Here is a 24,373-nt window from a genome sequence, read left to right on the forward strand (position 1 = left end):
GTCCAGATCGGGGTTTTCGCTGACCAGTTCGAGGTCGAAACGATACGGCTGGCTGATGCCTTCGGTGCCGACAAACGACAGCACTTGCAGGTCGCCCACGTAGTCTTCGACCTTGAGGCTGAAGTGGGTTTCGTTAGCTGAATTGAACATCGTGTGCTCCCTGTTCGAATGTCATCCGTTACGCCCGAAACCGCAGACGTTGTAGCCAGGACGAAGTGGCGCCCAAGGCGTCACGCAATTGGTCGGCAGTGATGGTGCGTGCTGCCGGATCAAAGCTCAGCGCCTGTTGCAGCGCTGGCCAACTGTGTTTTGGCAGGTTCTGCGGGGCTTGCAGCTGGCGCTCCAGATGCTCGTCGCGGGCCTGGGTCGAGGGCAAACGGCGGAACGGGTGTTTGCCGCTCGCCAGTTCATAGATCACACAGGCCACGCCGTACACGTCTGCGCTGGCCGACAAGGGTTGGCCCTCAAGCAGTTCGGGGGCGGCGTAGCCCGGGGTCCAGGCGTTGAAGCGTTCGCGGCTCAGGTGCGGCAGGCCGGGCAAGGTGCCCTCTTCTGCCTGGCCCAAACCGAAGTCGAAGAGGCGCAAGCCGTCTTCGCTGAGCATGACGTTGCTCGGTTTCATGTCGCCGTGCAGCACGCCGCGACGGTGGGCGTAGGCCAGCGTGTCGAGCAGCGGCAGGACGATGTCGCGCAGTTCTTTCCACGGCAGGCCCAGTGGCCGCTCGCAGAGCAATTTGTCCAGGGTCAGGCCACGCATGTATTCCATGGTGATGAAGGCCCGCTGGCAATCGGTGTCGACTTCAAAGGTGTGTGCGCGCACAACGTTGTCGTGGCGCAGGCGTCGGGTCAGGGCGAACTCGCCGTAAAGCAAGGCACTGGCGTCCGGCGATTCGGCAAATTCTTCGCTGAGGATTTTCAGCGCGATGTAAGGGTCGGGATCGCCGAACTGTTCGTGCAGCAGATCCCTGGCCCGGTAAACAGCGCCCATGCCGCCCGCCCCGAGCAGACGCTCGAGGTGGTAGCGACCGGCGAGTATGTCTGGCAGTGCACCGATGCTGGCCTTGGTTGGCGCTGGCAAAGGTTCTGCTTTGTGTTCCTTGGCGAAGGCGAAGTAGGTCAGGTTGTTGGCCTGTTCTTCGCTCATCAGCACGTCATCGATGGGTGATTCGATGTTGGTCATTGGCGGATCACCACGGCTGTCAGGTTGTCGCGAGCGGAGCCCCGCAGGGCGCCGTCGAACAAACGTTCCAGCGCCACATGTGGCGCGCTGAGGCTGAGGGCGTTGCCGAGGGCATCGCTGCTCATGCCTTGGTACAAACCATCGCTGCACAGCAAAAACGCATCGCCCGGATACACCTCAAGTTCCAGTACATCCAGGGTCAGTGTTTCGGCGGCGCCGACGGCTCGGGTCAATGCCTGAGCCGCCGGGTGCGCTGCCGCCTGTTCGACGCTCATTTGCTGTTCGTCAATCAGTTGCTGTTGCAGCGAATGGTCTTTGGACAGTTGATACAAACGCTGCCCGCGCCACAGATAACAACGGCTGTCGCCAGCCCAAATGCAGGCCGCGCGATTGCCTTCCATCAGCAGCGCCACGACGGTGCTGCCCATGATGCTGTCGTGACGTCCGGCGGTGACGGTCAACTCTTGTCCCAAACGCCGATTCAACCAGTGCAGGCACTGGCGAATGGCTTTGAGGCGCTCGTCGAAGTCATCGTGTTGCGGCAAATCAGCCAGGCTGGCGACGATCAACTGGCTGGCGATGTCGCCACCCTGATGACCGCCCATGCCGTCCGCGACCACCCACAGCCCCTGCTGCGGATTGTCGAGGAAGGCATCTTCGTTGCGCGCCCGCACCTTGCCCGGGTCGGTACGCGCCGCGCTGCGCCAGGGACTGGCCACGAGCATCAGAGCTGCACCGGCATACGGAAGGTGCGCAGTACGCCCATGTCGAACGGGTTCGGCGTGCGTTGGCTGGACAGCAGGTAGTTGGCACGCAGGCCACCCACATTGGCTTTGAGCACCAACACGTCACGACCGCTCAGGTACTCGGTCTGCATCAGGTCGAACAGACGGAACAGCGACCATGGGCCGGAGTTCTTCTCGATACCGATCGGGCGCCCCGCCATCTTGTCCATCACCAGGCTGGTGCGACCGTCTTCAGCATCGGTTGGCCATTTGAACGACATGGGCAGGATCGGGCCGTGACGGTATTCCATGGTCTGGTCGCCGAACTTGAATTCGGAACGGCTGACGGCAGGGTCGAGGGTGTACGGCTCCAGTTTGAACTGCACTTGCGGTTCGGCCGGGTTGATCGAGAAGAAGCTCTTGCGAATCGTCTGCGCAGCGGCCATCTGATCGAGGTAGACCTTGGACACCGGCAGGCTGTGGCCGTCGACGCTGCGCATCCGGTAGTTGCCCGGATCACCGCTGACAAACGGACGCATGTAGTTGTCGAAGAAGCGGTCAACAACGCCTTGCGCCTTGAAGAAATCGCGGAAGTCGCTGATCGCCACGTCGCTGGTGCTGCTGGCGCTGAACGGATAGCGCTTGCTGATGGTTTTGCCATACACGCTGTACAACTCGTTCTGATAACGGCCGTTCAGGTATTGGTAGGCATCGCTGAGCACCAGGCGCCAGGAGTCTTCGGCCAGCACGTTGAACCACACGCTAAGCGGACGCGGCAGACGACCGGAGGCATTGCGCAGGTTAGTCAGCGCATCGCGCTGGCCGCCCATGCGGGTTTTCGCCAGTTCGAACGCGGCTTGTTCCGGCGTGCTGGAACGGGCCAGGCTGGCCAGTTGCAGTTGCAGGTCGTTGAGCGCGCTCAGTGCCGGGGTCAGATCAGCGGCCGGGCCGTTGTTGTCATCGAGCAAGCGATGCAGCGGTTCAAAGCGACGTTGCAGCGACTTCTTGGCAGTGTCCGGCAGGTTTTTCGCGACGTTCAGGGCCGAAGCCTTGTCGGCTACCGCCGACGCCAGTTTGCCGACTTTGCCCAGTTTGCCTTTCTGCCCAGCCAAGGCATCGGCAGCATCGCCGGCCTCGTCCACCGGATCAGCGGCCGCCGGGAAGCGGGTGTTTTCACGCACTTCGGTCAGCAATGCCAGCACCGGCGAGTTGGCCGAGGTCAGGCCCGCCAGTTGCTCGGCGCCTTCACCGGCGTCGTTGATTGGCGGCAATGCCACCTGGCCAACGGCTTCGCTCCAGTAGTTGGCGTAGTCGCGGAAGTACAGTTGCTCCAGTTCGACCATCAGGCGACGCAAGTCCATGTCGCTGATGCCCGCGCCTTCGCCCAGCACCCAGTTGTCACGCAGGATGTCGGTGACCAGTGCCGAGCCCTGCACCGAGAAGTACTGCTGATAACCCTGTTGGGTGTAGAACCCCGGGATCACGTAGTCGGTGCCGATGAACAGCGAGCCCTGCGGGCCGAGGTGTTGGCTGAAACGGTATTCCGGCAGGTTGCGCGCCTGCTCGCGGAGCATGCGGTAGACCACGGTGGCCAACGATTCGCTGCGCAAGACCTGACGCGCCTGAGCCACCAACTGATCGTTCAGCGGGTAGATGAAAGGCTGTTTCAGCAGGCGTTCGAGGTGGTGGTTCAGGCCGTTCTGCACCGCGGTGTTGCCGGTGTAGCGCTGCGACCAGTCGGTAGCCACCCAGTCCTTGAGCCATGCCGCATCGCGACGATCCTTCATGTTCAACATCAGGTACGCACGCAGGCTGTTGATCAGGCGTTCGCGGTCCTTCATGTTGGCGCGGATCTGGCCTTCGAGCAGGGTTGCGACGCGGGGCAGCAGTTGCGTTTCAAGCTCGCGCTCGTAAGCCTCCTTGACCACCGGATTAACGTCTTCGCCCTGATACAGGCCGCCACGCTCGTGGTACGACACGTCGCCCTTTTTCGGGAACGCCTGCGTTGCCGCGTAGCTGGTGTCGAGGGTTTTCAGCGCGCCCATCGCGTCATCACGCGGGGACAGCACCGAACGCTGCTGATTCCAGTTCTGCGCCAGATTGCGCAGGTTTTCCAGACGCTCGTAGTTGGCCGAGAAACCGCCCGCCCAGAGCATGCCGAACAACGCCAATGCCGCCAGTGCGCCGACGTACAGCGCACGTTGGCCCCAGTTGATGCGGCTGCGTTCGCGCTTGTCCAGACCGGCCAGATCGGCCTCGGGGAAAATCACCTGACTGAACAAATGGTGGATGAATCGCGAGCGACCGCTGCGCAGGGTCGGCAATACACCGGCATTGATGCCCAGGTTGGCGCCGATCGCGGCAGTGGTCGAATCCATCTCTTGGGTCAGGTGCGGTGCGCTGGTCAGGTAGAAACCACGCAGTTGCGTTGCACGCTGGTAACGGTTGCCGGTGAACGCCATGTCGACGAACAGGCACAGACGCTCGCCGATTTGCCCCAGTTGATGCGGGAAGTCGAGGATGCGGCCACGGCGCTGAGTGTCACGCTCGGAGTGCATGCGCATGATCACTTGGCTGTTGAGGCGACGCAGCAGTTCTTCGAACTCGCCGCGCAGCACAGCCACGTCGGTGCCCTGTTGATCCTTGCGGAAACTGGTACCCAGCACCTGATCGCTTTCTTCGCGGGTCAGTTGATCGAAGAACTCGTCAAAACCCAGCAGTTTGTCGGCCTTGCTCAGTACCAGATACACCGGCACGTCGACGTGCAGCTTCTGATAGATCTCTTGCAGGCGACCACGCACCTGGCGCGCCAGGGTGTCGATGTCTTGCTCGCTACCGCCGGTGAGGGTTTCCACCGGGATGGTCACCAGCACGCCGTTCAACGGACGACCGCGACGACGCTTGCGCAGCAGTTCCAGCAACGTGGTCCAGGCACTGCCGTCGACGTCTTTCTCGCCTTGGGTCATGTAACGCCCGGCGGTGTCGATCAGCACGCCGTGGTCGGCGAAGTACCAGTCGCAATGACGGGTGCCTTGGGTGTCGCGGGTCAGCTTGCGGTCGATCTTGTTGATCGGGAATTCCAGACCGGAGAAGTCCAGCAGGCTGGTCTTGCCGCTGGACTGCGGGCCGATCAACAGATACCACGGCAGTTCGTTGCGCCAGCGCTCGCTGCGGCCACGATACAGGCTCGAGGTTTTCAGGGTTTTCAGCGCGTCTTTGAAACGCACCTTCAACTCTTTCTGTTCGTCGTCGATCAGCTCTTCGCGGCGGATGCGATCCTGGCCGTCTTCGGTGGCTTCGACTTCTTTCTTGCGTACACCGGCGCGCCAGCTGACGAAGACCATGGTCAGGCCCCAGATCAGGAACAGCACGGCGATGGTCAACAGGCGAGAGGTCGGGCTCTCCCAGAACTTGTAGTCATCAACCGCCAACAACGGGCCAACGAACCACACCAGCAGTGCCACGAACAGCACCAGCAGCAGGGTCCAGACCCAGGTCTGGCGCAGGAAGGCGCCGACTTTCTTGAAAAACTTTTTCATCACACGTCCCTGTTTACGGCTGCGACTGCGGTTGAACCGCGGCTGGATCAAGCGGCTGGTAAGGTTGCAGCACGGTGTCGCGCTGCTCACCCAAGACCCAGGCGAAGCCCGAATACATCACCACCAGACAGACGAAAGTGAACAACACCACCATCCACGCCGGCACGATGCGCACCAGGTTGCGGCGCTGATCGTTCAAGCCTTCCCAATGCGGCGACAACTCGCGCGGCACGTCGCCACGCAACTGACGGATCTGCCGGTACAAGGCATCACGGATGCCTTCAAGTTCGAGCATGCCGCGCGCCTGTACGCGGTACTTGCCCTCGAAACCGAGGGACAGGCACAGGTACATCAGCTCCAGCATTGGCAGGTGTTTGACCGGGTTTTTCGACAGCCGATCAAGCAGCTGGAAGAACTTCTCGCCACCGAAGGTTTCGTTGTGGAAGCTGCTGAGCAGGCTCATCTGCGACCACTCGCTTTCGTTGCCCCACGGTGTGGTCACGACGGCTTCGTCGACCACGGTGCAGAGCACGTAACGCGCCGCCATCACCTGGCTGCTTTCGGCGCCGTTGTGCAGGGCGCTCACTTCAAACAGCTTGAGCCCGGCGGTCAGGCGCGCGTTCAGCGCATAAAGGTCTTCGCGGGTTTCGCTGTGCTTGAGGCGCACCACTTCCGAGAGCAACTCGGACGACGCGGCGACCAGCGAATTGAGGCTGATGTTGAACGCTTCCGCCGGGCGCACGCGTGCGGCGTAGATCATGCGTTCTTCCAGTTGCTCGAAACGCGGCGGCGCGGCGAAGTCGGTCAGTGGACTCGACGCCGGTCCGTGGCCCTGACGGTCGAGCAAGACTGTTTTGTCGTCCTGGCTGTATTCCGTTTCCGTGTTCATGTCGGTCAGTTCCTGATGGCCCAGAATTTCAGTTCAAGCTCGGCGAATTCGCCGGACACATGGAACGCGAAGCCGCCTGAGCGCTCGAGTTGTGCCAGATCTTCGGAACTGAGTTCGAGGATGAAGTAGGTTTTGTTCGAGTGGAACGCGATCTGCCGTGGGGCGACGGGCAAAGGTTTGACCTTGATCCCCGGCAGGTGCAGGTTGACCAGTTGGCGGATACGCTCCACCGGACCAACCTTGAGGTGCGCCGGCAAGCGGTGGCGCAGTTCTTCGGAGTCGCAGTTGGCACTGGCCGCCAGCACGAACGACGCCGAGCCCAGCAGTTTGTGGTCGTGCAACGGCGACACGATGATCCCGTACTGCCGCGCTTGCAGGATGAGTTCGATGGCGTGCTGCTCGAGCACCATCGACAGCACCTGACGGATCGCGTCCATCAGTTTGCGAAAGCTCGCGCCCTGGTCGGCGTGGGAGTAGCGGCTGTCCAGACGCGGGCGTTTGCTCTCGCCGGAGAACGTCGCCAGATCGCCGAGCATGGTCAGCAACGTGCGGTACAACTCTTCCGGGTGCACCTGCTCCAGCCCCAGATAGTGGCGCAGCAACAGTTCGGTGCGGTTGATCAGTTGCAGCATCATGAAGTCGCCGACTTCTGCGCCGCCGACCTTGCCGTTGGAGCGAATCCGCTCGGCAATGGTGTCGCCACGGTGGCTGAGCATACTGATGACTTCTTTCAGGCACGACAGCAAGTAGCTGGAGGCATGAGCCTGAATGTAGGTCGGCACGAAGTCCGGATCCAGGCTGATCACGCCGTCGGGCGTGGTGTCGAGTACGTCGCAGATCTTCAGCTTCACGTAGGCCTGATCGCTCTGTTGCTCGCCGAGCAACAGTTTGAAATCGGGGCGACCACAGCTGACCTGGCTGGCCGAGTCGTCGCCGGCGTTGGAGTCAGCGACTTCGGCGTCGTACGCGGTGTAACGCGCCAGCACGTCGGATTGCTCCGGACGGCGCGATTCGATGTGGTTGCCGGTGACCAGTGGCAGCGCCAGGTAGATCGGCGTGTTGCCGGTGTTTGGCGGTACGTCCAGCGCCAGCGGTTCGGTGTTGCCACCGAGTTCGAACAGGCTACCGTCCGGCAGAATCCCCGAGGCTTCACTGATCACCAGTTTGCCCATGTTGAGGAACTGCAAGTCGATCTCCAGATTGAGGAAACCCCAGGTGTAACCACCCAGCAACTGGGTGCGGGTTTTCATCTGGTGATCGTAATAGCGATCGTTGTGCTGGAAGTGCTGCGGACGCAGCAACATGCCTTCCTGCCAAATGACTTTATGGGTATTCATGTTCAGTCATCCGCCTTGGCGAGCACTTGATGGGTGTTGCGAATACCGGCCTGGTCGAGGGTCAGGTCCGCCTCGGTGATTTCCAGCGGGGTGATCTGCACCGTGTAGCGCCACTGGGTTTCCGGCAGGTCACGGTAGGCGGCGAGAACGCCCACATAGCGGCTGCCCTCCTCCACGCTGAGTTTCATTTCCACGGTTTCACCCGGGCGCAGTTCGAGTTCTTCGCTGGCCACCAGATCCGGGTTAAGGGATTCTTTGGCACGCTCGTAAAGGCTGAAGAAGTCAGCGTTCTCGAAGGTCACCGGGTGCTTGAGTTCGAACAGACGCACCACGATCGGCGACGGGCGGCCGTTGAGGTCAGGGTTCAACTGATCGCTGCCGGTCAGTTTCAGGTTGATCTTGGTCACTTTCGAGTACGGCGACAGCGACGAGCAACCGGCGAGCAGCACCAGCACGGTGAGCGCAGTCAGCGTCTTGAAAAAAGCGGTCGAGCGGCGAGACATGCGCATCATCCTTGGTGGTCGGTGTGGAGGGTGGAGATCAGGCGGATCTGTTCTTCGTAGGCCTGGGCGAAGTCGCGGGCCAGCAGACGCTCGCTCCAGTCATCGTCCTGACGCAGGGCCTGGTGGTAACGGCCGAACGCTCTCCAGCGCCCGCCCGACGTGGCGATCAACGGCTTGTTGTCGCGCTCGAAACGCAGGGTCAGTTGCTCGGGCGAGAAGTGTTCCAGCGTGCCGCGCACGGCGGCACGGCTGGCGGTCAGCAAAGCCACCTGATGCGCCTGCAAATCGCGGAACGCACGGGAAATCGCCTGTTCGGCCGGCAAATGCCCGGGCTTGCTTGGCTGCAACAGAATCTGCAGCGCTTCGCTCGGGTCGACGGCGAATTTCAGCGGGTTCTTGTTGGTGCCTTGCACGGTGGTCTGGGCCAGACGCAGCTCGTTTTTCAACTCCGAACGGGTGCGCAGGCTCTGCTGCAAACCACCGACGCTTTGACGCAACAGACGCGCGGCGTTCAGCGCCAGGGCTTCGCGTTCGTCGTGGCTGACGCCTTTGAGATCCACACCCAGCGCGGCGCCGAAATGCTCCCAGAAACCTTCGCTTTGGCGCTCGACGGCTTTGGGTGCCGGAGCAGGCTCCGGTTCGGCGGGCGCGGCGATCAGCTCCGGCACCATCAGGCTTTCCATGTCGATGCGGGCGTAGTCGGCACGCTGACGGGAGTCTTCAGGTTTGGTGTTGGGCGCCAGCAGTTCGTCGATTTCCGAATAGACGCGCTCTTGCTGTTCGAGGGCGTTGAGCGGGTCGAGGTCGAGGAACGCGTCGTCCGGGATGATGCTGCCAGCGGCGCGTGGACGGCCGACTTCGCCGTCGAAGGTCGCCGGGTCACGCACCAGTCGCGCACGGATCTCGAAGTCGCCCAGCACGTAGGTGCTGCCGTGTTCGATGCGAACCGGCTCGCCTTTGTGCAGGCGTGCGCCGCTTGCGCCATCCTGGACACCATTGCTGCTGGTGTCGGTCAGGAAAAACGTGCCCTCACGGTAACTGACAATCACATGATGATTGGACAGATGACGCTTGCGGTCAGGGATGATCCAGTCGCAGTCCTCGCCCCGCCCGATGACGCCGCCAGCCTGTTTGAAGGTCTTCTGGCACAACTCGGTGGGCACGAACTGCTTGGTGTTCAGCATTTCGAAAACCAATTCCATGTTTGATGCTCCTTGCGGTCACTTGCCGCGATTGACCGCTTGCGGATCACCCAACGGGCGATAGTCGTTGTCGTTGAATTTGTAATTGCCGCTACAGCCGCCAAGGCCGCATAGAACGACGAGGGTCAGCAGGACAGCGTGCCAGTGACGAACAGACATCAGAGGGTCTCCAGGGGTAGACAAAGCACAAAGCGCCGACCCTTGCGGGCGGCGCTGAAATAGTTTTTTTGCGGCGAAGTCGATGATCTTGGCCTATCCATCGAAATCTCCAAGATTGATATTCAGGCGCCCGAGGCGGTACAGCAGCGTGCGCCGAGGCAGGCCCAACTCACGGGCGGCGAGGGTCTGGTTACCGTCGTTCTTGCGCAGGCAATCGAGCAACAACGAGCGCTCGACCTGCTCCATACGCTCGCGCAGATTCAGGCCGCTGTTGTCTTCGAACATGGGTTCCATGCGCAGGGAGAAATGCTCGGCCAGCAACTCGCCGCCCTCGCACAGCAGTACCGCACGCTCGACCAGGGCCTTGAGTTCACGGACGTTGCCGGGGAAGGTGTAACCGCACAGGTGTTCAAGTGCTTCTTCGGACCAACACACCGGGTCACGCTGCAAGAAAGAGCAGGTCTTCTCGGCAAAATGGCGAGCCAGATCAAGAATGTCGCCTTCGCGCTGACGCAGGGCCGGCAGCACAATCGGAAATTGCGCGAGGCGGTAGTACAAGTCTTCGCGGAATTTGCCTTCGCTGACCAGCACCGCCAGATCACGGTGAGTCGCGGCAATGATGCGCACGTCGATCTTGTGCGTATCGTTGGAGCCCAGCGGACGAATCTCGCCTTCTTGCAACACGCGCAGGATTTTCGCCTGCAACGACAGCGGCATGTCGCCGATTTCGTCGAGCAACAGCGTGCCGCCATTGGCCGCGTCGAACAGCCCGGCGCGGTCGCGATCGGCACCGGTGAATGCACCTTTGCGATAGCCGAACAGCTCGCTTTCCAGCAGGTTCTCCGGGAATGCCGCGCAGTTCTGCACAATGAACGCTTGCGAACGGCGCGGGCCACAATCGTGAATCGCTCGCGCAACCACTTCCTTGCCGGTGCCGGTTTCGCCGCGCAGCAGCACCGTGTAAGGGCTGTGCAGGACTTTGCTGATCAACGAGTAGGTCTGGCGCATCGCCGCGCTTTTGCCGATCAGCCCATAACCACTGATGCTCGGCACACTGCGCAACACCGGTGCCGAGACGTCCTGAGGTTGACGCAGGCGTTGCAGCAAGTGCAATTGGCCGAGTACGAACGAGCCGAGTTGGCCGAGTGAGTCGGCAAAGCCTTGCAGGTCGGTGCGATGGCGGCTGGCACACAACAGCAAGCCTTCGACAGCCTTGTGCTGGTTGACCAGCGGCACGCACAGCAGCGACTGCCACGGCGCTGCCACGGCCGGCAGAAAACTGGTTTCGTGCAGGCTGGCGCTCAAATCGTCGAGGCACACCACGCGGTTCTGGCACAGCGCAAATTGCAGCAGTTGCTCACCGTTGTAGTCCGCCGGCAGGCTCGCCGCTTGACGCGGTTGCAGCGCGCCGTCGAGGTATTCGGCGTTCATGCCCAGGCAGGTGTGGGTGGCGTCGAGCAGATACAGTTGCGTCAGTTCGCAACCACTCAGCCCGGCCAGCCCACGCACAAAGTCACTCAATAGCGCAGCACCGTCCGCCGCCCGCGAAAGGCTGGCGAACTGCGCCAGCAACGCTTCGGCATAGACCAGCGGCTGCGGCACTTGAGTGAACATCACGCCCACCTCAGGCAAACTCGCACGTCACGCTGGCGTCGCCGTCGAGCGTGGCATGCACACGCTTGAGGCTTTCACCGGTGGCCATCGCATCGAGCAGACGATCCGCCACCAACGGCAGGACGTGCTGATCAAGCAAGTGGTCGATCAGACGCGCGCCGCTGTCGCTTTGAGTGCAGCGCTCGGACAGGTGATCGACGAGGTTCTGGCACCAGCTGAAATCCAGTTGACGACGGTTGAGGCGCTCGCCGAGACGACCGAGTTTGATCTCGATCAGCTCGCGCAGCACCGGACCGCCGACCGGGTAGTACGGCACCACTTTCATCCGTGCCAGCAGCGCCGGTTTGAAGTGTTTGCTGAGTACCGGGCGAATGGTTTCTTCGAGCTGTTCGGCGGTTGGCCGCGCGCCGTCTTCGCAGAGGTCGCTGATACGGTCGCTGCCCAGGTTCGACGTCATCAGGATCAGCGTGTTACGGAAGTCGATCTCGCGCCCTTCGCCGTCATTGGCCACGCCTTTGTCGAAGATTTGGTAGAACAGGTTGAGTACGTCCGGGTCAGCCTTTTCGACTTCATCAAGCAGCACCACCGAGTACGGCTTCTGGCGCACGGCCTCGGTGAGCATGCCGCCTTCGCCGTAACCGACGTAGCCCGGTGGCGCACCGATCAGGCGCGAAACGGTGTGTTTCTCCTGGAACTCGGACATGTTGATGGTGGTGATAAACCGATCACCGCCGTACAACAGGTCGGCGAGGGCCAGCGCGGTTTCGGTTTTGCCGACGCCGCTCGGGCCGACCAGCAGGAACACGCCGACCGGTGCATCCGGTTTGTTCAGGCCAGCCGCGGTGGCACGCATCGAGCGATCCAGTGCGTGGACGGCTTGTTCCTGACCCCGGATGCGCGTGCGCAGGTCGGTGGCGAAACTGGCGACTTTGGCGTTGTGCTCACGGGCCAGTTGCGCCAAAGGTACGCCGGTCCAGGCGCTGATCACTTCAGCCACCAGACGCGGGCAGACTTCGAAGCTGACCAGACGCTCTTTGACCTGAGCGGCGGTCAATGCGCTGTGGGTTTCGTTGAGCTGGGCTTCCAGCGCTTCGACGCTTTGACCTTCCTCGACTTCAGCGGCGAGGGTTTCAATCACGGCGCCTTCGGCGTCTTCTTCGATGTTGACGGTCGGCTCGACGGCTGCGGCTTCACGGGCCTTGGCCAGTTGCTGGCGCAGTTCCAGCAGGCGTTCGGCCAGTTGCTTCTGTTCAGTCCACAGGGCTTCCAGTGCAACCATTTCGTTTTCGGCTTCGTCCAGCCGCGCTTCCAGTGCCTCCAGCGCTTCGTGGTCGATCAGCAGACCGGCCTCGGCGTCGCGACGCAGGGCCTGGCGCTGACGGCCACCTTCAGCCAGTTCGCCACGCAGGCGCTCAAGGCTTTCCGGGGCGGCCGCGAGGCTGATGCGCACGCGGGCGCAAGCGGTGTCGAGAACATCGACGGCTTTGTCCGGCAGTTGCCGACCGGCCAGATAACGCGCGGACAACTCAGCAGCAGACACCACCGCGTCATCACGCAGGTAAATGCCGTGGCTCTTCTCGTAGACCTGAGCCAGACCACGAAGGATGGTCACCGCTTCGCTGACGGTCGGTTCGTGCAGTTGCACCGGCTGGAAACGACGGGCCAGCGCCGGGTCTTTCTCGAAGTATTTCTTGTACTCGGCCCAAGTGGTCGCGGCGATGGTGCGCAACTCGCCACGCGCCAGTGCCGGTTTCAACAGGTTGGCCGCGTCGGAACCGCCGGCATTGCCGCCCGCGCCGATCAGCGTGTGAGCTTCATCGATGAACAGAATGATCGGCTTGGGCGAGGCTTTGACTTCGTCGATCACGCCTTTGAGGCGACGCTCGAATTCACCTTTGACGCTGGCGCCGGCCTGCAACAGGCCCATGTCCAGCGAAAGTAGCTCAACACCTTTGAGCACTTGCGGCACTTCACCGGCAGCGATGCGCGAGGCCAGGCCTTCGACAATAGCGGTTTTACCGACACCGGCCTCACCCACCACGATCGGGTTGTTCTTGCGGCGACGGGCGAGGATGTCGACCATCTGACGGATCGCGCCGTCACGGCACAGTACCGGGTCGAGTTTGCCGTCGCGGGCCTGTTGGGTCAGGTTGTGGGTGAAGCGCTGCAACAGCGATTCGCCCTGAGCGGCCGGTTTGCCGTTGGCCGCCGGTTGCTCCTGTTGCGACAGGGCAAATTCTTTCAGGCGATCGATGTTCAATTTGGCGAGCAGCGGCTGATAACGGCTGCCGGCATAACGCATCGGGTTGCGCAGCAGCGCGAGGATCAGCGCGGCGTCTTCGACCTGGGTCTGGCCCAGTTCGAGGTTGGCCACAAGCAAGGCGTCTTGCAGCCATTGCACCAGTTCCGGAGCAAACACCGGGTTGCGCGAAGCGCTGTGTTCAACACGCGATTGCAGCGCGGCGCTGAGCTCACCGGCATCGACATCCGCGTCTTGCAACGCGCGGGCGAGCAACCCGTTCGGACGTTCCAGCAGGCCGAGCATCAAGTCTTCGACGAGGATCTTGCTGCCGCCACGGGCGACGCAACGCTCGGCCGAACGCTCCAGATCACGACGGGTTTCGGCGTCCAGCGCCTGGATGAGTTGTTGCAGGTCTACGTTGATCATGGCTCACGTCCTTAATGAATTTTGCTGCCCAGGGTCACCACGCCGTCCGCTTTCTCGCGGCCCAGCCAACTGGTCCAACCGAGGCGACAGGCGTTCTGCTCACCGATGCGCAGTTCGCGGATTTCTTCCTGGCGCAAAACCAGGCGAATGTCGTAATCGAGCGGGTCACGCAGGGTGAACCGCACCAGCGCGCAGAGCGGCTGGTAACCGAAACCGATCGGCAGGAATTCATGGAATCGCTGCCAATCGAGTTGGGTGATGTGAATGCGGAATTTGCCGCTGCGGTCGCGCACGTGTTCGCCGAGCACCAGGTCTTCGCCGAGCATGCTGTTGGCGCGCCCCAGACGGTTGCGCTGCTCTTCGAGAATTTCCACGCGGCGTTCGATGCACTGCTCGATGACCAGGTCTTCGTGCTTGAAGTAGTAACGCAGCACGGCTTCGATCAGTGCCGCCGAGTGCGCCCGCAAGCTGAGCAGGCCAAGGTAAGGCAGCAGGCGTTTCCAGTTGAGTTCCTTGGCTTTGCGGATTTCTTCGCCGCCCAGACCGATCAACGCAAACAACTGCGACGAGAACGGGTCGATCGCGCCGCTCTGGAAACTCGCGCGGTAGCGGTACTTGCGCCAGATCGGCAGCATCAGCCGTTGCAGGCGATGGTGGAACAGATCGAGGAAGTTGCGCGTCGGGTTGCCGTCTTCGCTGTCGCCCAACGCCTGCTCGCCGTAGAACGCCGGCAGCGGCGAACCGGAGCCAACCAGGCCGATCAGGTTGAAACGTACGCGCGCGCGCATCTGCCCGTGCTCTTCGAAAAACTCCACTCGATCGACATCGCTGCGCGGGAATCCGAGGCTCGGGTTGGCCTGGAATTCCACCTGATCGTACAAATCGTCTTCGCTCAGGTGCGGGTGTGCATCGCGCAGTCGGTCGATCACCAGCAGCACGGCCTGAAACAGCGAGTATTCGCGTATTACCCGGGTCAACCCGCTTAAAGCAGGGGTTGCAGACCCATACGTGGTGTCCATTGGTACACCTCTCCCTGTGTGCTTTTTACCCGCAGCTCATGGAATGAATTGAGACTGGCGTAAAGCGCGAAAAACTCGTTAAGAACGGAGGCGAAAACGAACAGGTCGCCTTCACCGATATACCCTTCCGGGTCGATGGTCAGTTCGGTGCGCAAACCGCGCACCGGCAGGCCGCGGTGCAGCCGATCGACGTGGTGGTGCTTGATGTGCTTGAGACCACCGAGCAGGCGCTTGCTGACCTTCTCTGCGTGCTGGTCGTAGTAGCGCGGCAGGTCGTAGGTTTCCAGAATCACCTTCAACGCATTGACGTCGGCCAGCGACAGATAGTTAAGCGACATGTTGCTGATCAGCTTCCACAGGAAGTCACGGTTCAGCGGCGGCGCGAAACTCGAGGTGGCCGGGGTGATGTTGCGGAAACTCAAGAACTCCGGCGTCTCCTCGCAAGCCATGCAGATGTCGCCGAGCTTGAGCTTCTTCGGCAGGTTCTGGTTGGTGCACATCAGCTCGATCGACAGCGTTTCGTGGGCCTCGGTGTGGCGGATGCCGAAGCTCAGGTAGGTGTCGAGGCCGTCGTGCAGCAGCGACGAGCGCTGGCGGATGCTGTAATGCGGGCGGCTGTTGGGCACGTCGAAACTCGGGTCGTGCTCAAACGATTCGAACGGCACGTACTCCTGATAACCGAGGCCGCCAGGCTTCCATCCAGTGACGGTTTCCACCGAGAACACGCCGCAGTTTTCCAGATCGTATTCCGCCGGCAGCAGCAGGTATTCATCCTGCTTGCCGTCGAGGCGAATCGGCAGGGCGTCGTGCGCGAACAGGTTGGCAATCGGCGTGCAGAACAGCTTCACGTTATCCAGCGTCGGACGCATGCGCATGATGCCGCTCTTGCGGATATCGAAACGCAACTCCAGCCCGCGCATTTGCTTGAGGGTGTCTTCCGGCAGCGCCTTGAGGATGTCCAGACCGTTGACGTCGACGAACAGGAACTTGTCCTGGAAGGCGAAGTACTCCTGCAGGTAGCGATAGCCACGGAAGGTGTTCAGCGGATACGGAATCAACGCTTCTTCTTCGGCAAAGCCCACCGGTTTGACCCGGTCACCGGGAATCTTGAACGCCATCGGCTTGCCCGCCACGCCATCGATTGGCTTGCCGGCACCGTCGAGCGGGATCAGCTCGATGCCTTCCAGGTTGCGCAGCAGACTCAGGTACAGCATCTGGCTGATGTAGCGCTCGCCGGCAAAGTGCAGACGCAGTTTGCTCAGCTCCAACTCGCCGAGATGGCCGTCGGCGCTCATTTCCAGACGCAGGCTGAGCAACGAACCGTCGCCCTTTACCGAGTAATTCAGTGCGGCCAGATCCAGTGGCAAGACTTCGGTCGGGTAGCAGGTGCGGAAGCGGCAACGCACGTCTTCGATCGGTTTGCTTTCAATCGGCGTATCACGTTCGACGCGCAACGCAGGCCCGGAACGCTTGAGCGGATCGAACTGCAAAATGCTGAATGCCGGTAGCGGGCGCATGTAGTTCGGCCACAGCAATTGCATCAGCGAATGGCTGAGCTCCGGCAGCTCGTCATCTAGCTTCTGGCGCAAGCGTCCGGTCAGGAACGCAAAGCCTTCGAGCAACCGCTCCACGTCCGGATCCCGCCCGGCCTGCCCCAGATACGGAGCCAGCGCCGGACTACGCTCGGCGAAACGGCGACCGAGTTGGCGCAGTGCGGTGAGTTCGCTTTGGTAGTAGTGGTTAAAGGACACGGGTTACCTGCCTGGTAGTGGAACTCATCAAAAAAATATCCTGTAGAGCGCGACCGTTGCTGCGGCACACACGTAACCGCCGATGAGTAGGTAAGGCACAATCATGATCAGGCCGAAAGCCATATAGGCGTCTTGAGACTGCCCAGCGATCAAACAGCACACGCCATAAATCACCCATGGCACGATGTAAAAGGGGATGAACTTCACGGGCGCCCACCAGACCATCCGCAGCGCTTGTTGTTCGGTTCTGCTTTTCGCGGATCGAGACATCCAGAACGCAAACCCCAAAAGCCCGGGAATACCCCACCACAAGAGGAATTCCCAATAGGTATGGGATGAATCGTGCGTCGTGTACAAGCCACTCCACAGGTCGTAGGAAGAAATCGCGAGCACCACCAACAATGGCCACCACAAGGCGAGCATGAAGAAGCTCAGTTGAGCGCGACTGAGCTTGGGCATCTCGTCCGCTGCGTCGATCATTGGCGAGCCGCCATCCTCAGCTCGGCAAACCGACAGCACCACTGTCTGGCAAGAGCGAAATTTCACTGAGTCTGCCCTCTCTTGCTTGCGGTGATCGGCACGTACGAATCGATGAAGAGGTATTCACCGTCGGAAGCGCTGACACGGTTCATCGTCAACGGTTTGCCATCGTGGGTGGCGAAGCGCACCCAGCCTTCTCTGACGAGACTGCCGCCTTCTGAGCGAACCTCAACGAAATAGTCCGGCGGCGCCGACCGGGTAATCTCGATGAAGTCGCCACCATCCTCCGCACCGCGCCACACCGCATCGGGATACTCGGGCAATACCCGCTCAACTTTGCTGCGAATCGACCCGACCCAGAACACCACGACCACGATGACGGCCAACGCACCGATCAGGCTCAGCAGGTGATTTAGCCATTTCCAGACCCGCAGCCACGTCATCATGGCGTGCACCATGTGCGCACATCACGCTTGTCGAAGCCCGCACATTGATTGCTTTTGGCGATCACTCGGTAAGCGTTTTCGGGGGTGTAGGCAAAGTAGTAAAAGTTGACCCGATCCTCACCATAGAGCCAGTAGGATGAGGAGCCTTGATTGATTTCGTATGGTTCGAAGGTCCAGATGGATGACTCCGCCGGGATGAAATTGGCGCGGTCCATGAGCAACATCAAGGCGTTGGAAAGCATCTGCGTGACAGAATTATTGAGCACGAGATAGAGCACACAGGCGAGCGCGCCCATCGCCATTACGAAGCGCTGTAGCCAAATCATTCCGAGGCGACTTGAGCGGTTCATGCGACCGCCTCCTGCACAGGACCCGCAGACAACGTCTGCCGCATCAGCGCGCGTTTTTCCCAGCGCAGCTCAATGACTTGCGTGACCAAAATCGCCAACAACGTGACGCCGCCTTGGGCCACGGTGTAGAACAGCGCACGCAACGGGTTGTCGGGCGCCATCATGAACAAAATCCAGGCAACCATCAGCGCAAGTAAACCGAGCTTGGCCCATAATTTCGGGATAACTGCGGCCAATGCGTTCACCGCGAAAAAAATATAAATAAACATGTAATGAGCGATACCGATGCCCACGCCACGGGTGGTGAAGCCGCCGTTGAACGCTTTGTAGGCAACGACCACTGCGTCGTTCAGGAAAACGTACGCAACGCATCCAGCCGCATGGAAAGCCAGGCACATGGCAACGCGAACGTAGGTGTTCATGTTGGTTTCATATCCCCGACCCAAGTGCCCCTGCATAACTGAGATCCTATCGGCACTCTGGAATAATCCAGCCGTCATAACCTGATACTGTCGGGTAAATTGCGCGACCACCCACCCATCGAGATTGCTCGTCCGTCGTAAATTCATTCTTCCAAAGTAGCCATTCCGACGACCTCAAAAGTTTTCCATCCTTACTATAAACCCTGAAGAAAGCTTCGCTTGTGAAGATCTTTGCGATTGCACCCGGGGTACCCAACTTCGAATATTGGGGAATATATGAGTTGATATAACAAGTTTCTGACTCATTCCATGTCGTGGAATAAAGTGTCGCCAGATCGGCAGCTTCAGTTTTCAGGTAGAGCCAAGCAGCTATCGCCCCCCCAGATAATGCAAGCAGAACCCATAACGACAATGATTTCTTACTCACGATCACTTTGACCCCGAGCGGAATTTGTATTCTTCGAAATCAAGAGGCCCCAAATGCACAATAAAAGACGTCTCATACAATTTAACCGTTGTATAACTGATCATGTCCCCGCCTTTTTTATACTTCTTGCGAAACTCATTGAAGTGATCGTTGGTAATCCGACAATAATCGACACCTTCGCTTTTGATCACCGCAGGCTTTCCTACAAAGTAATCGTAAACGTTTGGACGCAGGACACCCTCATCAGCCCAATAACCTAATAGCTGATCACCATCATCATTCAGAAAGTCGTAGGTATCCCTTCCATAAAAACCTAACTCCATGATTTCGATCGCTTGAAACCCATTGTCATCGACAATCGTTTTGAACCTGGTGGCGGCCACCTTTACCAAAAAATTCCCAAACGCACCGTAGACGTCATCCAACGCATCGAGTGCTTTTTCTTGAGTCGTGGACCCGACACGAATCAAATTGAATTGGGACAACTCCTCTAGTTCTATCGCTGTCTTATCACTGAAGTCGCAAAATGCATCTTTGAGTTTCCCAGCATTCACATCCAGTAGGCCAAGGCGTTTAAGCCGCGTCATCATGACGACCAAGCCATTCGATAGTTGGTCAAGCATGCCCTTGGACTTCCCAACGCTGCTATTAAACTCAGTCGATGCCGCTAATTCACTTAAAAACTGATCAACTTTTGGTTTTACGCGATCCGATGCTGTGAACAACCAGTCAAACGGAATGTCCGTGATGAGATTTTTTTTATCGAGTGTGCTGGCAGGTAACTTACCTTGCTTATGTTGCTGAGACAGCTCGAATGCCTCGCCGTCAAACCACTGGCGCATCACACGTGCCGCAACTTTCCACCCCATTCTATCCATAACATCAGGAATAGATGATATCGGGAAGGTTTTGGCCGATACTTTCTTGCCTTCTTTGTCTTTGGCTTGAGTCAAAAGCTCTGCTGAAGGATTTGTCATAAACGCCTCAGGAAATTGACACGGAGATTTCATCATCGAACAACAACTCGACACTTTCGGCAATGGCCGAGCCGATTACTGCGGTTTTTCCCGATGCATCAGTAACGCCGGTTATTTCTTTTCCTGATTGAGTTCTAAGTGTATAGGCGCGCCCCACTACAGGCGCCCCCGTCTTAGTGTCTTGCACAACATAGTGCTGGGTGAACGGCCACCGAATCTCCACCGGCAACGGCGGCACAAACGGCGCCGGTGTATGCGAATTGCCAATAATCACCGCCCCGGACCCAGCCGTGACCTTGTTGCCATGGGTCCCCACCGAATCAACCGTCGCAGCAGGTTTGCCGTTGATCAACACAGTGGTCGCCAAACCGCCGGCCATCGCACCACCACACGCAGAGGCATCGCCTTCACGGGCGGCCGCGAGGCCGTCGAAGAACACGTCACCGGAACCGGCGGCGATCGGGTTGGTGCCGTGGCCTGGAAGTGGGCAAGCGGTGGGGTCGGATACGCGTGCTGCGGGTTTGCCAGACATCGGGGTTCTCCTTAGTTGACCTTCACTTGACCGCTGCCATCCAGGCGCGCGGAAAAACTGACCTGTCGCTTGAACCCTTCAACTTCCAGCAGGCCTTCGATGCTGAAGGCCAGGCGAAGCTGGTCGTGGTCACGCGGCAGGGAAATGACACGCACGTTGCTCAGGCGCGGTTCGTAGGCTTCGATGAAGCTTTCGATGGCCAGGCGGGCCTGACTCAGGGAGTCGTGCAGGCTCAGGCGCATGTCATTGAGATCGGGCAACCCGTAGTCGGACAGCGTTTGCACGCTGCCGGCCCGGGTGCTGAGCATTTTGGCCAGATGGGCAGCCACTGACGCCATGGCACAAGCCTCAAGGCTGTTGCCCTTGCGTAGTTGCGCATCGCCGTTGAGGCGTTCGAAAAGGCTGCCGTATCCGTCCATGAGTCGCTCTTACTCTTTGTCCAGCTTGCCAACCAGCGACAGGGTGAAATCGGCACCCATGTACTTGAAGTGCGGACGCACGTTCAAGCTCACGCGGTACCAGCCCGGCTCGCCTTCAACGTCGCTGACGATCACTTGCGCAGCGCGCAGCGGACGACGGCCACGCACTTCGGCGCTCGGGTTTTCCTGGTCGGCCACGTACTGACGGATCCACTTGTTGAGTTCCAGCTCGAGGTCGGTACGTTCTTTCCACGAACCGAGTTGCTCGCGCTGCAGCACTTTCAAGTAGTGAGCCAGGCGGTTGACGATCATCATGTACGGCAGTTGGGTGCCGAGCTTGTAGTTCAGCTCTGCAGCCTTACCTTCTGCGCTGATGCCGAAGAACTTCGGCTTCTGCACCGAGCTGGCGGAGAAGAACGCCGCGTTGTCGGAGCCCTTGCGCATGGTCAGGGAGATGAAGCCTTCCTCGGCCAGTTCGTATTCACGACGGTCGGAAACCAGAACTTCGGTAGGAATCTTGGTTTCGATTTCGCCCATGCTTTCGAAATGGTGCAGAGGCAGGTCTTCAACAGCACCACCGCTCTGTGGGCCGATGATGTTCGGGCACCAGCGGAATTTGGCGAAACTGTCGGTCAGCTTGGTGCCAAACGCGTAGGCCGTGTTGCCCCACAGGTAGTGCTCGTGGCTGTTGGCAACGGTTTCCTTGTACACGAACGATTTGACCGGGTTTTCTTCCGGGTCGTACGGGTTACGCAGCAGGAAACGCGGCACGGTCAGGCCAACGTAACGGGAGTCTTCCGAAGTACGGAAGCTCTGCCATTTGGCGAATTGCGGGCCTTCGAAGTGGTCTTTCAGATCTTTCAGATCCGGCAGGCCGGTGAAGCTTTCCAGGCCGAAGAATTTCGGGCCGGCCGCAGCGATGAACGGCGCGTGGGACATGCACGAAACGCTGGCCACGTACTGCATCAGCTTCACGTCTGGCGAGCTTGGCGACATGTAGTAGTTGGCGATGATCGCGCCCACAGGCTGACCACCGAACTGGCCGTATTCTGCGGTGTAGATGTGCTTGTACAGGCCCGACTGCATGACTTCCGGCGAATCTTCGAAATCGTCCAGCAGGTCTTCTTTGGAGACGTTGAGGATTTCGATCTTGATGTTTTCGCGGAAGTTGGTGCGGTCGACCAGCAGTTGCAGACCACGCCACGACGATTCCAGAGCCTGGAAGTCCGGGTGGTGCAGGATTTCGTCCATCTGACGGCTGAGCTTGGCATCGATCTCGGCGATCATGCGGTCAACCATGGCCTTCTTGACTGGCTCACCGTTGTTCTGCGGCTTGAGCAGTTCTTCGATGAACGCCGACACGCCGCGTTTGGCGATGTCGTAGGCTTCGTCGTCCGGCGTCAGACGGGTTTCGGCGATGATGCTGTCGAGAATGCTGTATTCGCCGTTCTCGGCGCTCTTCTCTTGTGCTGCGCTAGTGCTCATTGTGTTGGCTTCCTTGGCTTGAGTCTCAGGCGTCCGGGGCTGCGGCGTTCAAGCCCAGCTCACCGAGTACGCGACCGCGGGATTCGTCGTCGGCGAGCACGCCTTCGATGGCTTTACGGAACGCAGGTGCGTTACCCAGCGGGCCTTTGAGGGCCACCAGCGCATCGCGCAGTTCCATCAGTTTTTTCAGCTCAGGCACTTGCTCGACCAGGCTGGCCGGGTTGAAGTCCTTCATCGAATTGACGCGCAGTTGCACAGCCAGCTCGTCGGCTTCGCCATCTTCCTGAAGACGGTTCGGCACGCTCAGCGTCAGACCCAGTTCTTGCTTGGCCAACACTTCGTCGAAGGTCATCTTGTCGATGCTGATCGGCTTGCGATCTTCGATTTTGCGATCGTCCTTGCGGTGGGTGTAGTCACCGATTGCCAGCAGTTTCAGCGGCAGTTCAATCTCTTCCTGAGCACCGCCGGTGGCGGGTTTGAAGGTGACGTTGATGCGTTCCTTGGGGGCTACCGAGCCTTCTTTGGCCATGGCTTTTCTCCTTGCGGTTGTGGCCCTGGGGCCTATTCGAGTACCACTTCGAGATCGAGGTGGCACAGCCTGCGATAAATCTCTTCCTTGCGTTCACGCACTGCATGGTTCTGCGGTAACAACTCGCAGCAACTGTGCAGCAGGTGCAGCACTTCCAATGCAAGATCGGGCTCCCAGGCGTGCAGGCCTGAGTCCTGTAATGTCTGATCGAGGGTTTCGAGCTGGTTCTTGGCCAGTTCGTATTTCTTGGCCATGAAGCACAGGCGGGCGAGCGCGAACTGCCAGAAGAAGCGCTCGCGTCCGCCGTGGGCCGATTGCAGTCCTTGCTTGAGGATCTGCACGGCAGGCTTCAAGCCTTCCTTGCGCAGCAGTGGCAGCACCTCTTCGAGGGCTTTTTCCCAGGCTGGCTGGGTTTCGACGTTATCGCTTTCGACCTTGCGCGGCGCACTGGCGCTTTGCAGGTGCGGCATGACGTTGGCGGCGATCCACGCCCGGGTGGACGGATCGGCAAACGGCGCACCGTCATGGAAACGCAACTCGACAATGCCAGGCAGACGTTGAACCAAAAGCGCGAAGTGGATTTCCACTTCGCGCATTGCCAACTCGGCGTTGAGGTTCTGGAGACATTCCCAGACCATTCGCTGGCCATCGAACCAGAACGGTGCCTTCGCCAGGCTCGCCTCCAGTTCCACCAGCAAGTCGGCGTATTTGCCCTGATCGAAACGGTCCTGGTAGAGCTTGAGCTTTTCCAGTGGCAGACCACGCAACACGGTGATCTGTTCGGCGTTGCGCTCAGGCACCGCGTCGATGGTCATCCACAGCAGCGTGCGATTCAGGCGCAAGGCGCGCAGGTCAGTGGCCTTCTGTTTGAGCCACCAGGCGCACAGTGGCCGCGCGCTGTCCTGCTGGGCGCGCAAGGCTTTGTGAGCGTCTCTTTCGTTGTCAATCGGTGCGCCGGGCGTGAGCAACTGGCTCGCGGCCTGTTTGACCTGTGCCACCGCAGCGCCCACCACACCGGGGGCTGGCTGGTTGTCGGCGGCACGCTGGATCATGGTTTTCAGGCGGCGGGAGAGCGGCAGCAGCAGCGGCGCATCATCACCCAGATGTTCGGTGCAGGCAGCGTCGAGGCCAGCCAGATGCTCGGAGAGCTGCCGGAACATCGGCAATTGCTCTTTGATCGCGATGTTTTCGGTGATGACCTGCTCAAGACGCGGCACCAGCCAGCCAATGGCGGCGGCACGGGTGCGGGGTTTGAGCGGGTGAACGTCGGCCCAGTTGTTTTCCGACAGATGGTGCAGCAGACCGAGGCCGGCCAGCAGCCCCGGGAAGGATTCGCGCTGATACAGCGACCAGGTGAGCCAGGCGCCGACACGCAAATCCTTGGATTGGGTACGCAGAAGGTTTTCGCTGTTTTCGCGAATTTTCAGCCAGTCGATCTGCCCGCTTTCGTGCATCGACGAGGCTTTGGCCAGCTCGCTTTCCAGTGCCTCGAATTCGCTCGAAAAACGAACGTCTTCGCCCGCGAAATTCTCTTTGGAAACAGAGACTTTAGGAAGGTCTGAAGTAAGACCTTCTTTTTCCAGCAAATCGGGCGTCAGGCTGTAAAAAAGAGAGCACTTCGCTGAAACTCTAGAAATATCGACTTTTTTCGATGAATAAGCCTGTTTTAAGCACTTATTAATCCTTAATTTCCATACTGCGGACGCACCTGTCCTATAGG

Annotated in this window: 23 protein-coding genes; all 23 read right to left on the reverse strand. The window is 59.8% G+C overall.

All coding sequences use genetic code 11. The annotated features are described in order from the left end of the window. A partial coding sequence (locus K5E40_RS35825; RefSeq protein WP_409339158.1) for a hypothetical protein occupies positions 1-150 on the reverse strand: 150 nt, incomplete at its 3' end. A gap of 28 nt (positions 151-178) precedes the next feature. Beyond that, a complete protein-coding gene (locus tag K5E40_RS32305) occupies positions 179-1,180 on the reverse strand; it encodes a serine/threonine-protein kinase (protein ID WP_221734217.1) in 1,002 nt (333 codons plus the stop codon). Continuing rightward, positions 1,177-1,905 carry a PP2C family serine/threonine-protein phosphatase gene (locus tag K5E40_RS32310; protein WP_221734218.1) on the reverse strand — a complete coding sequence of 243 codons (729 nt, stop codon included), beginning with the start codon at positions 1,903-1,905 and terminating at the stop codon, positions 1,177-1,179. Before K5E40_RS32310 ends, K5E40_RS32305 begins: the two co-directional genes overlap by 4 nt. Then, positions 1,905-5,444, reverse strand: a complete 3,540-nt coding sequence (tssM, locus tag K5E40_RS32315; RefSeq protein ID WP_221734219.1) for a type VI secretion system membrane subunit TssM — start codon at positions 5,442-5,444, stop codon at positions 1,905-1,907. Before tssM ends, K5E40_RS32310 begins: the two co-directional genes overlap by 1 nt. 13 nt (positions 5,445-5,457) lie before the next feature. Next, the gene (gene icmH / locus K5E40_RS32320; RefSeq protein WP_221734220.1) at positions 5,458-6,333 is read right to left on the reverse strand and encodes a type IVB secretion system protein IcmH/DotU; all 876 of its coding nucleotides are present in this window, start codon (positions 6,331-6,333) and stop codon (positions 5,458-5,460) included. A gap of 5 nt (positions 6,334-6,338) precedes the next feature. Then, positions 6,339-7,670 (reverse strand): type VI secretion system baseplate subunit TssK, encoded by a 1,332-nt coding sequence (gene tssK, locus K5E40_RS32325; RefSeq protein WP_221734221.1) that lies wholly within the window; start codon positions 7,668-7,670, stop codon positions 6,339-6,341. Between the two features lie 2 nt (positions 7,671-7,672). Next, positions 7,673-8,173 (reverse strand): type VI secretion system lipoprotein TssJ, encoded by a 501-nt coding sequence (gene tssJ / locus K5E40_RS32330; protein ID WP_221734222.1) that lies wholly within the window; start codon positions 8,171-8,173, stop codon positions 7,673-7,675. A gap of 5 nt (positions 8,174-8,178) precedes the next feature. Beyond that, the gene (gene tagH / locus K5E40_RS32335) at positions 8,179-9,375 is read right to left on the reverse strand and encodes a type VI secretion system-associated FHA domain protein TagH (RefSeq protein ID WP_221734223.1); all 1,197 of its coding nucleotides are present in this window, start codon (positions 9,373-9,375) and stop codon (positions 8,179-8,181) included. Between the two features lie 18 nt (positions 9,376-9,393). Next, on the reverse strand, positions 9,394-9,534 hold the full coding sequence (locus K5E40_RS32340; RefSeq protein ID WP_003229566.1) for a hypothetical protein: 141 nt from the start codon (positions 9,532-9,534) through the stop codon (positions 9,394-9,396). A 93-nt stretch (positions 9,535-9,627) separates the two neighbouring features. Then, the gene (locus K5E40_RS32345; RefSeq protein ID WP_221734224.1) at positions 9,628-11,148 is read right to left on the reverse strand and encodes a sigma-54-dependent Fis family transcriptional regulator; all 1,521 of its coding nucleotides are present in this window, start codon (positions 11,146-11,148) and stop codon (positions 9,628-9,630) included. 10 nt (positions 11,149-11,158) lie between these two features. Beyond that, positions 11,159-13,816, reverse strand: coding sequence for a type VI secretion system ATPase TssH (tssH, locus tag K5E40_RS32350; RefSeq protein WP_221734225.1), 2,658 nt, complete (start codon positions 13,814-13,816; stop codon positions 11,159-11,161). A gap of 11 nt (positions 13,817-13,827) precedes the next feature. Continuing rightward, the gene (gene tssG, locus K5E40_RS32355) at positions 13,828-14,835 is read right to left on the reverse strand and encodes a type VI secretion system baseplate subunit TssG (protein WP_221734226.1); all 1,008 of its coding nucleotides are present in this window, start codon (positions 14,833-14,835) and stop codon (positions 13,828-13,830) included. Next, positions 14,799-16,586 carry a type VI secretion system baseplate subunit TssF gene (gene tssF / locus K5E40_RS32360; protein WP_221734227.1) on the reverse strand — a complete coding sequence of 596 codons (1,788 nt, stop codon included), beginning with the start codon at positions 16,584-16,586 and terminating at the stop codon, positions 14,799-14,801. The genes tssG and tssF overlap by 37 nt, the downstream gene beginning before the upstream one ends. Before the next feature lie 27 nt (positions 16,587-16,613). Next, entirely contained in the window at positions 16,614-17,066 is a 453-nt protein-coding gene (locus tag K5E40_RS32365) for a hypothetical protein (protein WP_128615657.1), read from the reverse strand. Between the two features lie 62 nt (positions 17,067-17,128). Next, complete coding sequence (locus tag K5E40_RS32370; RefSeq protein WP_221734228.1) at positions 17,129-17,512, reverse strand: hypothetical protein; 384 nt, start codon at positions 17,510-17,512, stop codon at positions 17,129-17,131. After that, entirely contained in the window at positions 17,509-17,862 is a 354-nt protein-coding gene (locus tag K5E40_RS32375; protein WP_159814439.1) for a hypothetical protein, read from the reverse strand. Before K5E40_RS32375 ends, K5E40_RS32370 begins: the two co-directional genes overlap by 4 nt. Continuing rightward, a complete protein-coding gene (locus K5E40_RS32380) occupies positions 17,859-18,284 on the reverse strand; it encodes a hypothetical protein (protein ID WP_221734229.1) in 426 nt (141 codons plus the stop codon). Before K5E40_RS32380 ends, K5E40_RS32375 begins: the two co-directional genes overlap by 4 nt. 429 nt (positions 18,285-18,713) lie before the next feature. Continuing rightward, positions 18,714-19,688 (reverse strand): DUF6402 family protein, encoded by a 975-nt coding sequence (locus K5E40_RS32385; protein WP_221734230.1) that lies wholly within the window; start codon positions 19,686-19,688, stop codon positions 18,714-18,716. Between the two features lie 7 nt (positions 19,689-19,695). Then, complete coding sequence (locus tag K5E40_RS32390; RefSeq protein ID WP_221734231.1) at positions 19,696-20,220, reverse strand: PAAR domain-containing protein; 525 nt, start codon at positions 20,218-20,220, stop codon at positions 19,696-19,698. 11 nt (positions 20,221-20,231) lie between these two features. Then, positions 20,232-20,639 carry a type VI secretion system baseplate subunit TssE gene (gene tssE / locus K5E40_RS32395; RefSeq protein WP_221734232.1) on the reverse strand — a complete coding sequence of 136 codons (408 nt, stop codon included), beginning with the start codon at positions 20,637-20,639 and terminating at the stop codon, positions 20,232-20,234. 9 nt (positions 20,640-20,648) lie between these two features. Beyond that, positions 20,649-22,124 (reverse strand): type VI secretion system contractile sheath large subunit, encoded by a 1,476-nt coding sequence (gene tssC / locus K5E40_RS32400; protein WP_025112673.1) that lies wholly within the window; start codon positions 22,122-22,124, stop codon positions 20,649-20,651. Between the two features lie 25 nt (positions 22,125-22,149). Continuing rightward, positions 22,150-22,653: a type VI secretion system contractile sheath small subunit gene (gene tssB, locus K5E40_RS32405; RefSeq protein WP_003229587.1), complete on the reverse strand. Its 504-nt coding sequence runs from the start codon at positions 22,651-22,653 to the stop codon at positions 22,150-22,152. Positions 22,654-22,685: 32 nt separating this feature from the next. After that, on the reverse strand, positions 22,686-24,239 hold the full coding sequence (tssA, locus tag K5E40_RS32410; protein WP_221734233.1) for a type VI secretion system protein TssA: 1,554 nt from the start codon (positions 24,237-24,239) through the stop codon (positions 22,686-22,688). Positions 24,240-24,373 lie beyond the last annotated feature (134 nt).

It is taken from the genome of Pseudomonas baetica, assembly GCF_019733355.1.
Lineage (GTDB): Bacteria > Pseudomonadota > Gammaproteobacteria > Pseudomonadales > Pseudomonadaceae > Aquipseudomonas > Aquipseudomonas baetica_A.

What these genes read in the sequence shown, in the direction of transcription:
- K5E40_RS32380 (WP_221734229.1), bottom strand. Translation starts at nt 18,284, where the DNA reads ATGAACACCTACGTTCGCGTTGCCATGTGCCTGGCTTTCCATGCGGCT.
- tssH (WP_221734225.1), bottom strand. Translation starts at nt 13,816, where the DNA reads ATGATCAACGTAGACCTGCAACAACTCATCCAGGCGCTGGACGCCGAA.
- K5E40_RS32385 (WP_221734230.1), bottom strand. Translation starts at nt 19,688, where the DNA reads ATGACAAATCCTTCAGCAGAGCTTTTGACTCAAGCCAAAGACAAAGAA.
- K5E40_RS32305 (WP_221734217.1), bottom strand. Translation starts at nt 1,180, where the DNA reads ATGACCAACATCGAATCACCCATCGATGACGTGCTGATGAGCGAAGAA.
- K5E40_RS32365 (WP_128615657.1), bottom strand. Translation starts at nt 17,066, where the DNA reads ATGATCGACGCAGCGGACGAGATGCCCAAGCTCAGTCGCGCTCAACTG.
- icmH (WP_221734220.1), bottom strand. Translation starts at nt 6,333, where the DNA reads ATGAACACGGAAACGGAATACAGCCAGGACGACAAAACAGTCTTGCTC.
- K5E40_RS32345 (WP_221734224.1), bottom strand. Translation starts at nt 11,148, where the DNA reads ATGTTCACTCAAGTGCCGCAGCCGCTGGTCTATGCCGAAGCGTTGCTG.
- tssG (WP_221734226.1), bottom strand. Translation starts at nt 14,835, where the DNA reads ATGGACACCACGTATGGGTCTGCAACCCCTGCTTTAAGCGGGTTGACC.
- tssM (WP_221734219.1), bottom strand. Translation starts at nt 5,444, where the DNA reads ATGAAAAAGTTTTTCAAGAAAGTCGGCGCCTTCCTGCGCCAGACCTGG.
- K5E40_RS32390 (WP_221734231.1), bottom strand. Translation starts at nt 20,220, where the DNA reads ATGTCTGGCAAACCCGCAGCACGCGTATCCGACCCCACCGCTTGCCCA.
- K5E40_RS32370 (WP_221734228.1), bottom strand. Translation starts at nt 17,512, where the DNA reads ATGATGACGTGGCTGCGGGTCTGGAAATGGCTAAATCACCTGCTGAGC.
- tssJ (WP_221734222.1), bottom strand. Translation starts at nt 8,173, where the DNA reads ATGTCTCGCCGCTCGACCGCTTTTTTCAAGACGCTGACTGCGCTCACC.
- K5E40_RS32310 (WP_221734218.1), bottom strand. Translation starts at nt 1,905, where the DNA reads ATGCTCGTGGCCAGTCCCTGGCGCAGCGCGGCGCGTACCGACCCGGGC.
- tagH (WP_221734223.1), bottom strand. Translation starts at nt 9,375, where the DNA reads ATGGAATTGGTTTTCGAAATGCTGAACACCAAGCAGTTCGTGCCCACC.
- K5E40_RS32375 (WP_159814439.1), bottom strand. Translation starts at nt 17,862, where the DNA reads ATGAACCGCTCAAGTCGCCTCGGAATGATTTGGCTACAGCGCTTCGTA.
- tssE (WP_221734232.1), bottom strand. Translation starts at nt 20,639, where the DNA reads ATGGACGGATACGGCAGCCTTTTCGAACGCCTCAACGGCGATGCGCAA.
- tssC (WP_025112673.1), bottom strand. Translation starts at nt 22,124, where the DNA reads ATGAGCACTAGCGCAGCACAAGAGAAGAGCGCCGAGAACGGCGAATAC.
- tssK (WP_221734221.1), bottom strand. Translation starts at nt 7,670, where the DNA reads ATGAATACCCATAAAGTCATTTGGCAGGAAGGCATGTTGCTGCGTCCG.
- K5E40_RS32340 (WP_003229566.1), bottom strand. Translation starts at nt 9,534, where the DNA reads ATGTCTGTTCGTCACTGGCACGCTGTCCTGCTGACCCTCGTCGTTCTA.
- tssB (WP_003229587.1), bottom strand. Translation starts at nt 22,653, where the DNA reads ATGGCCAAAGAAGGCTCGGTAGCCCCCAAGGAACGCATCAACGTCACC.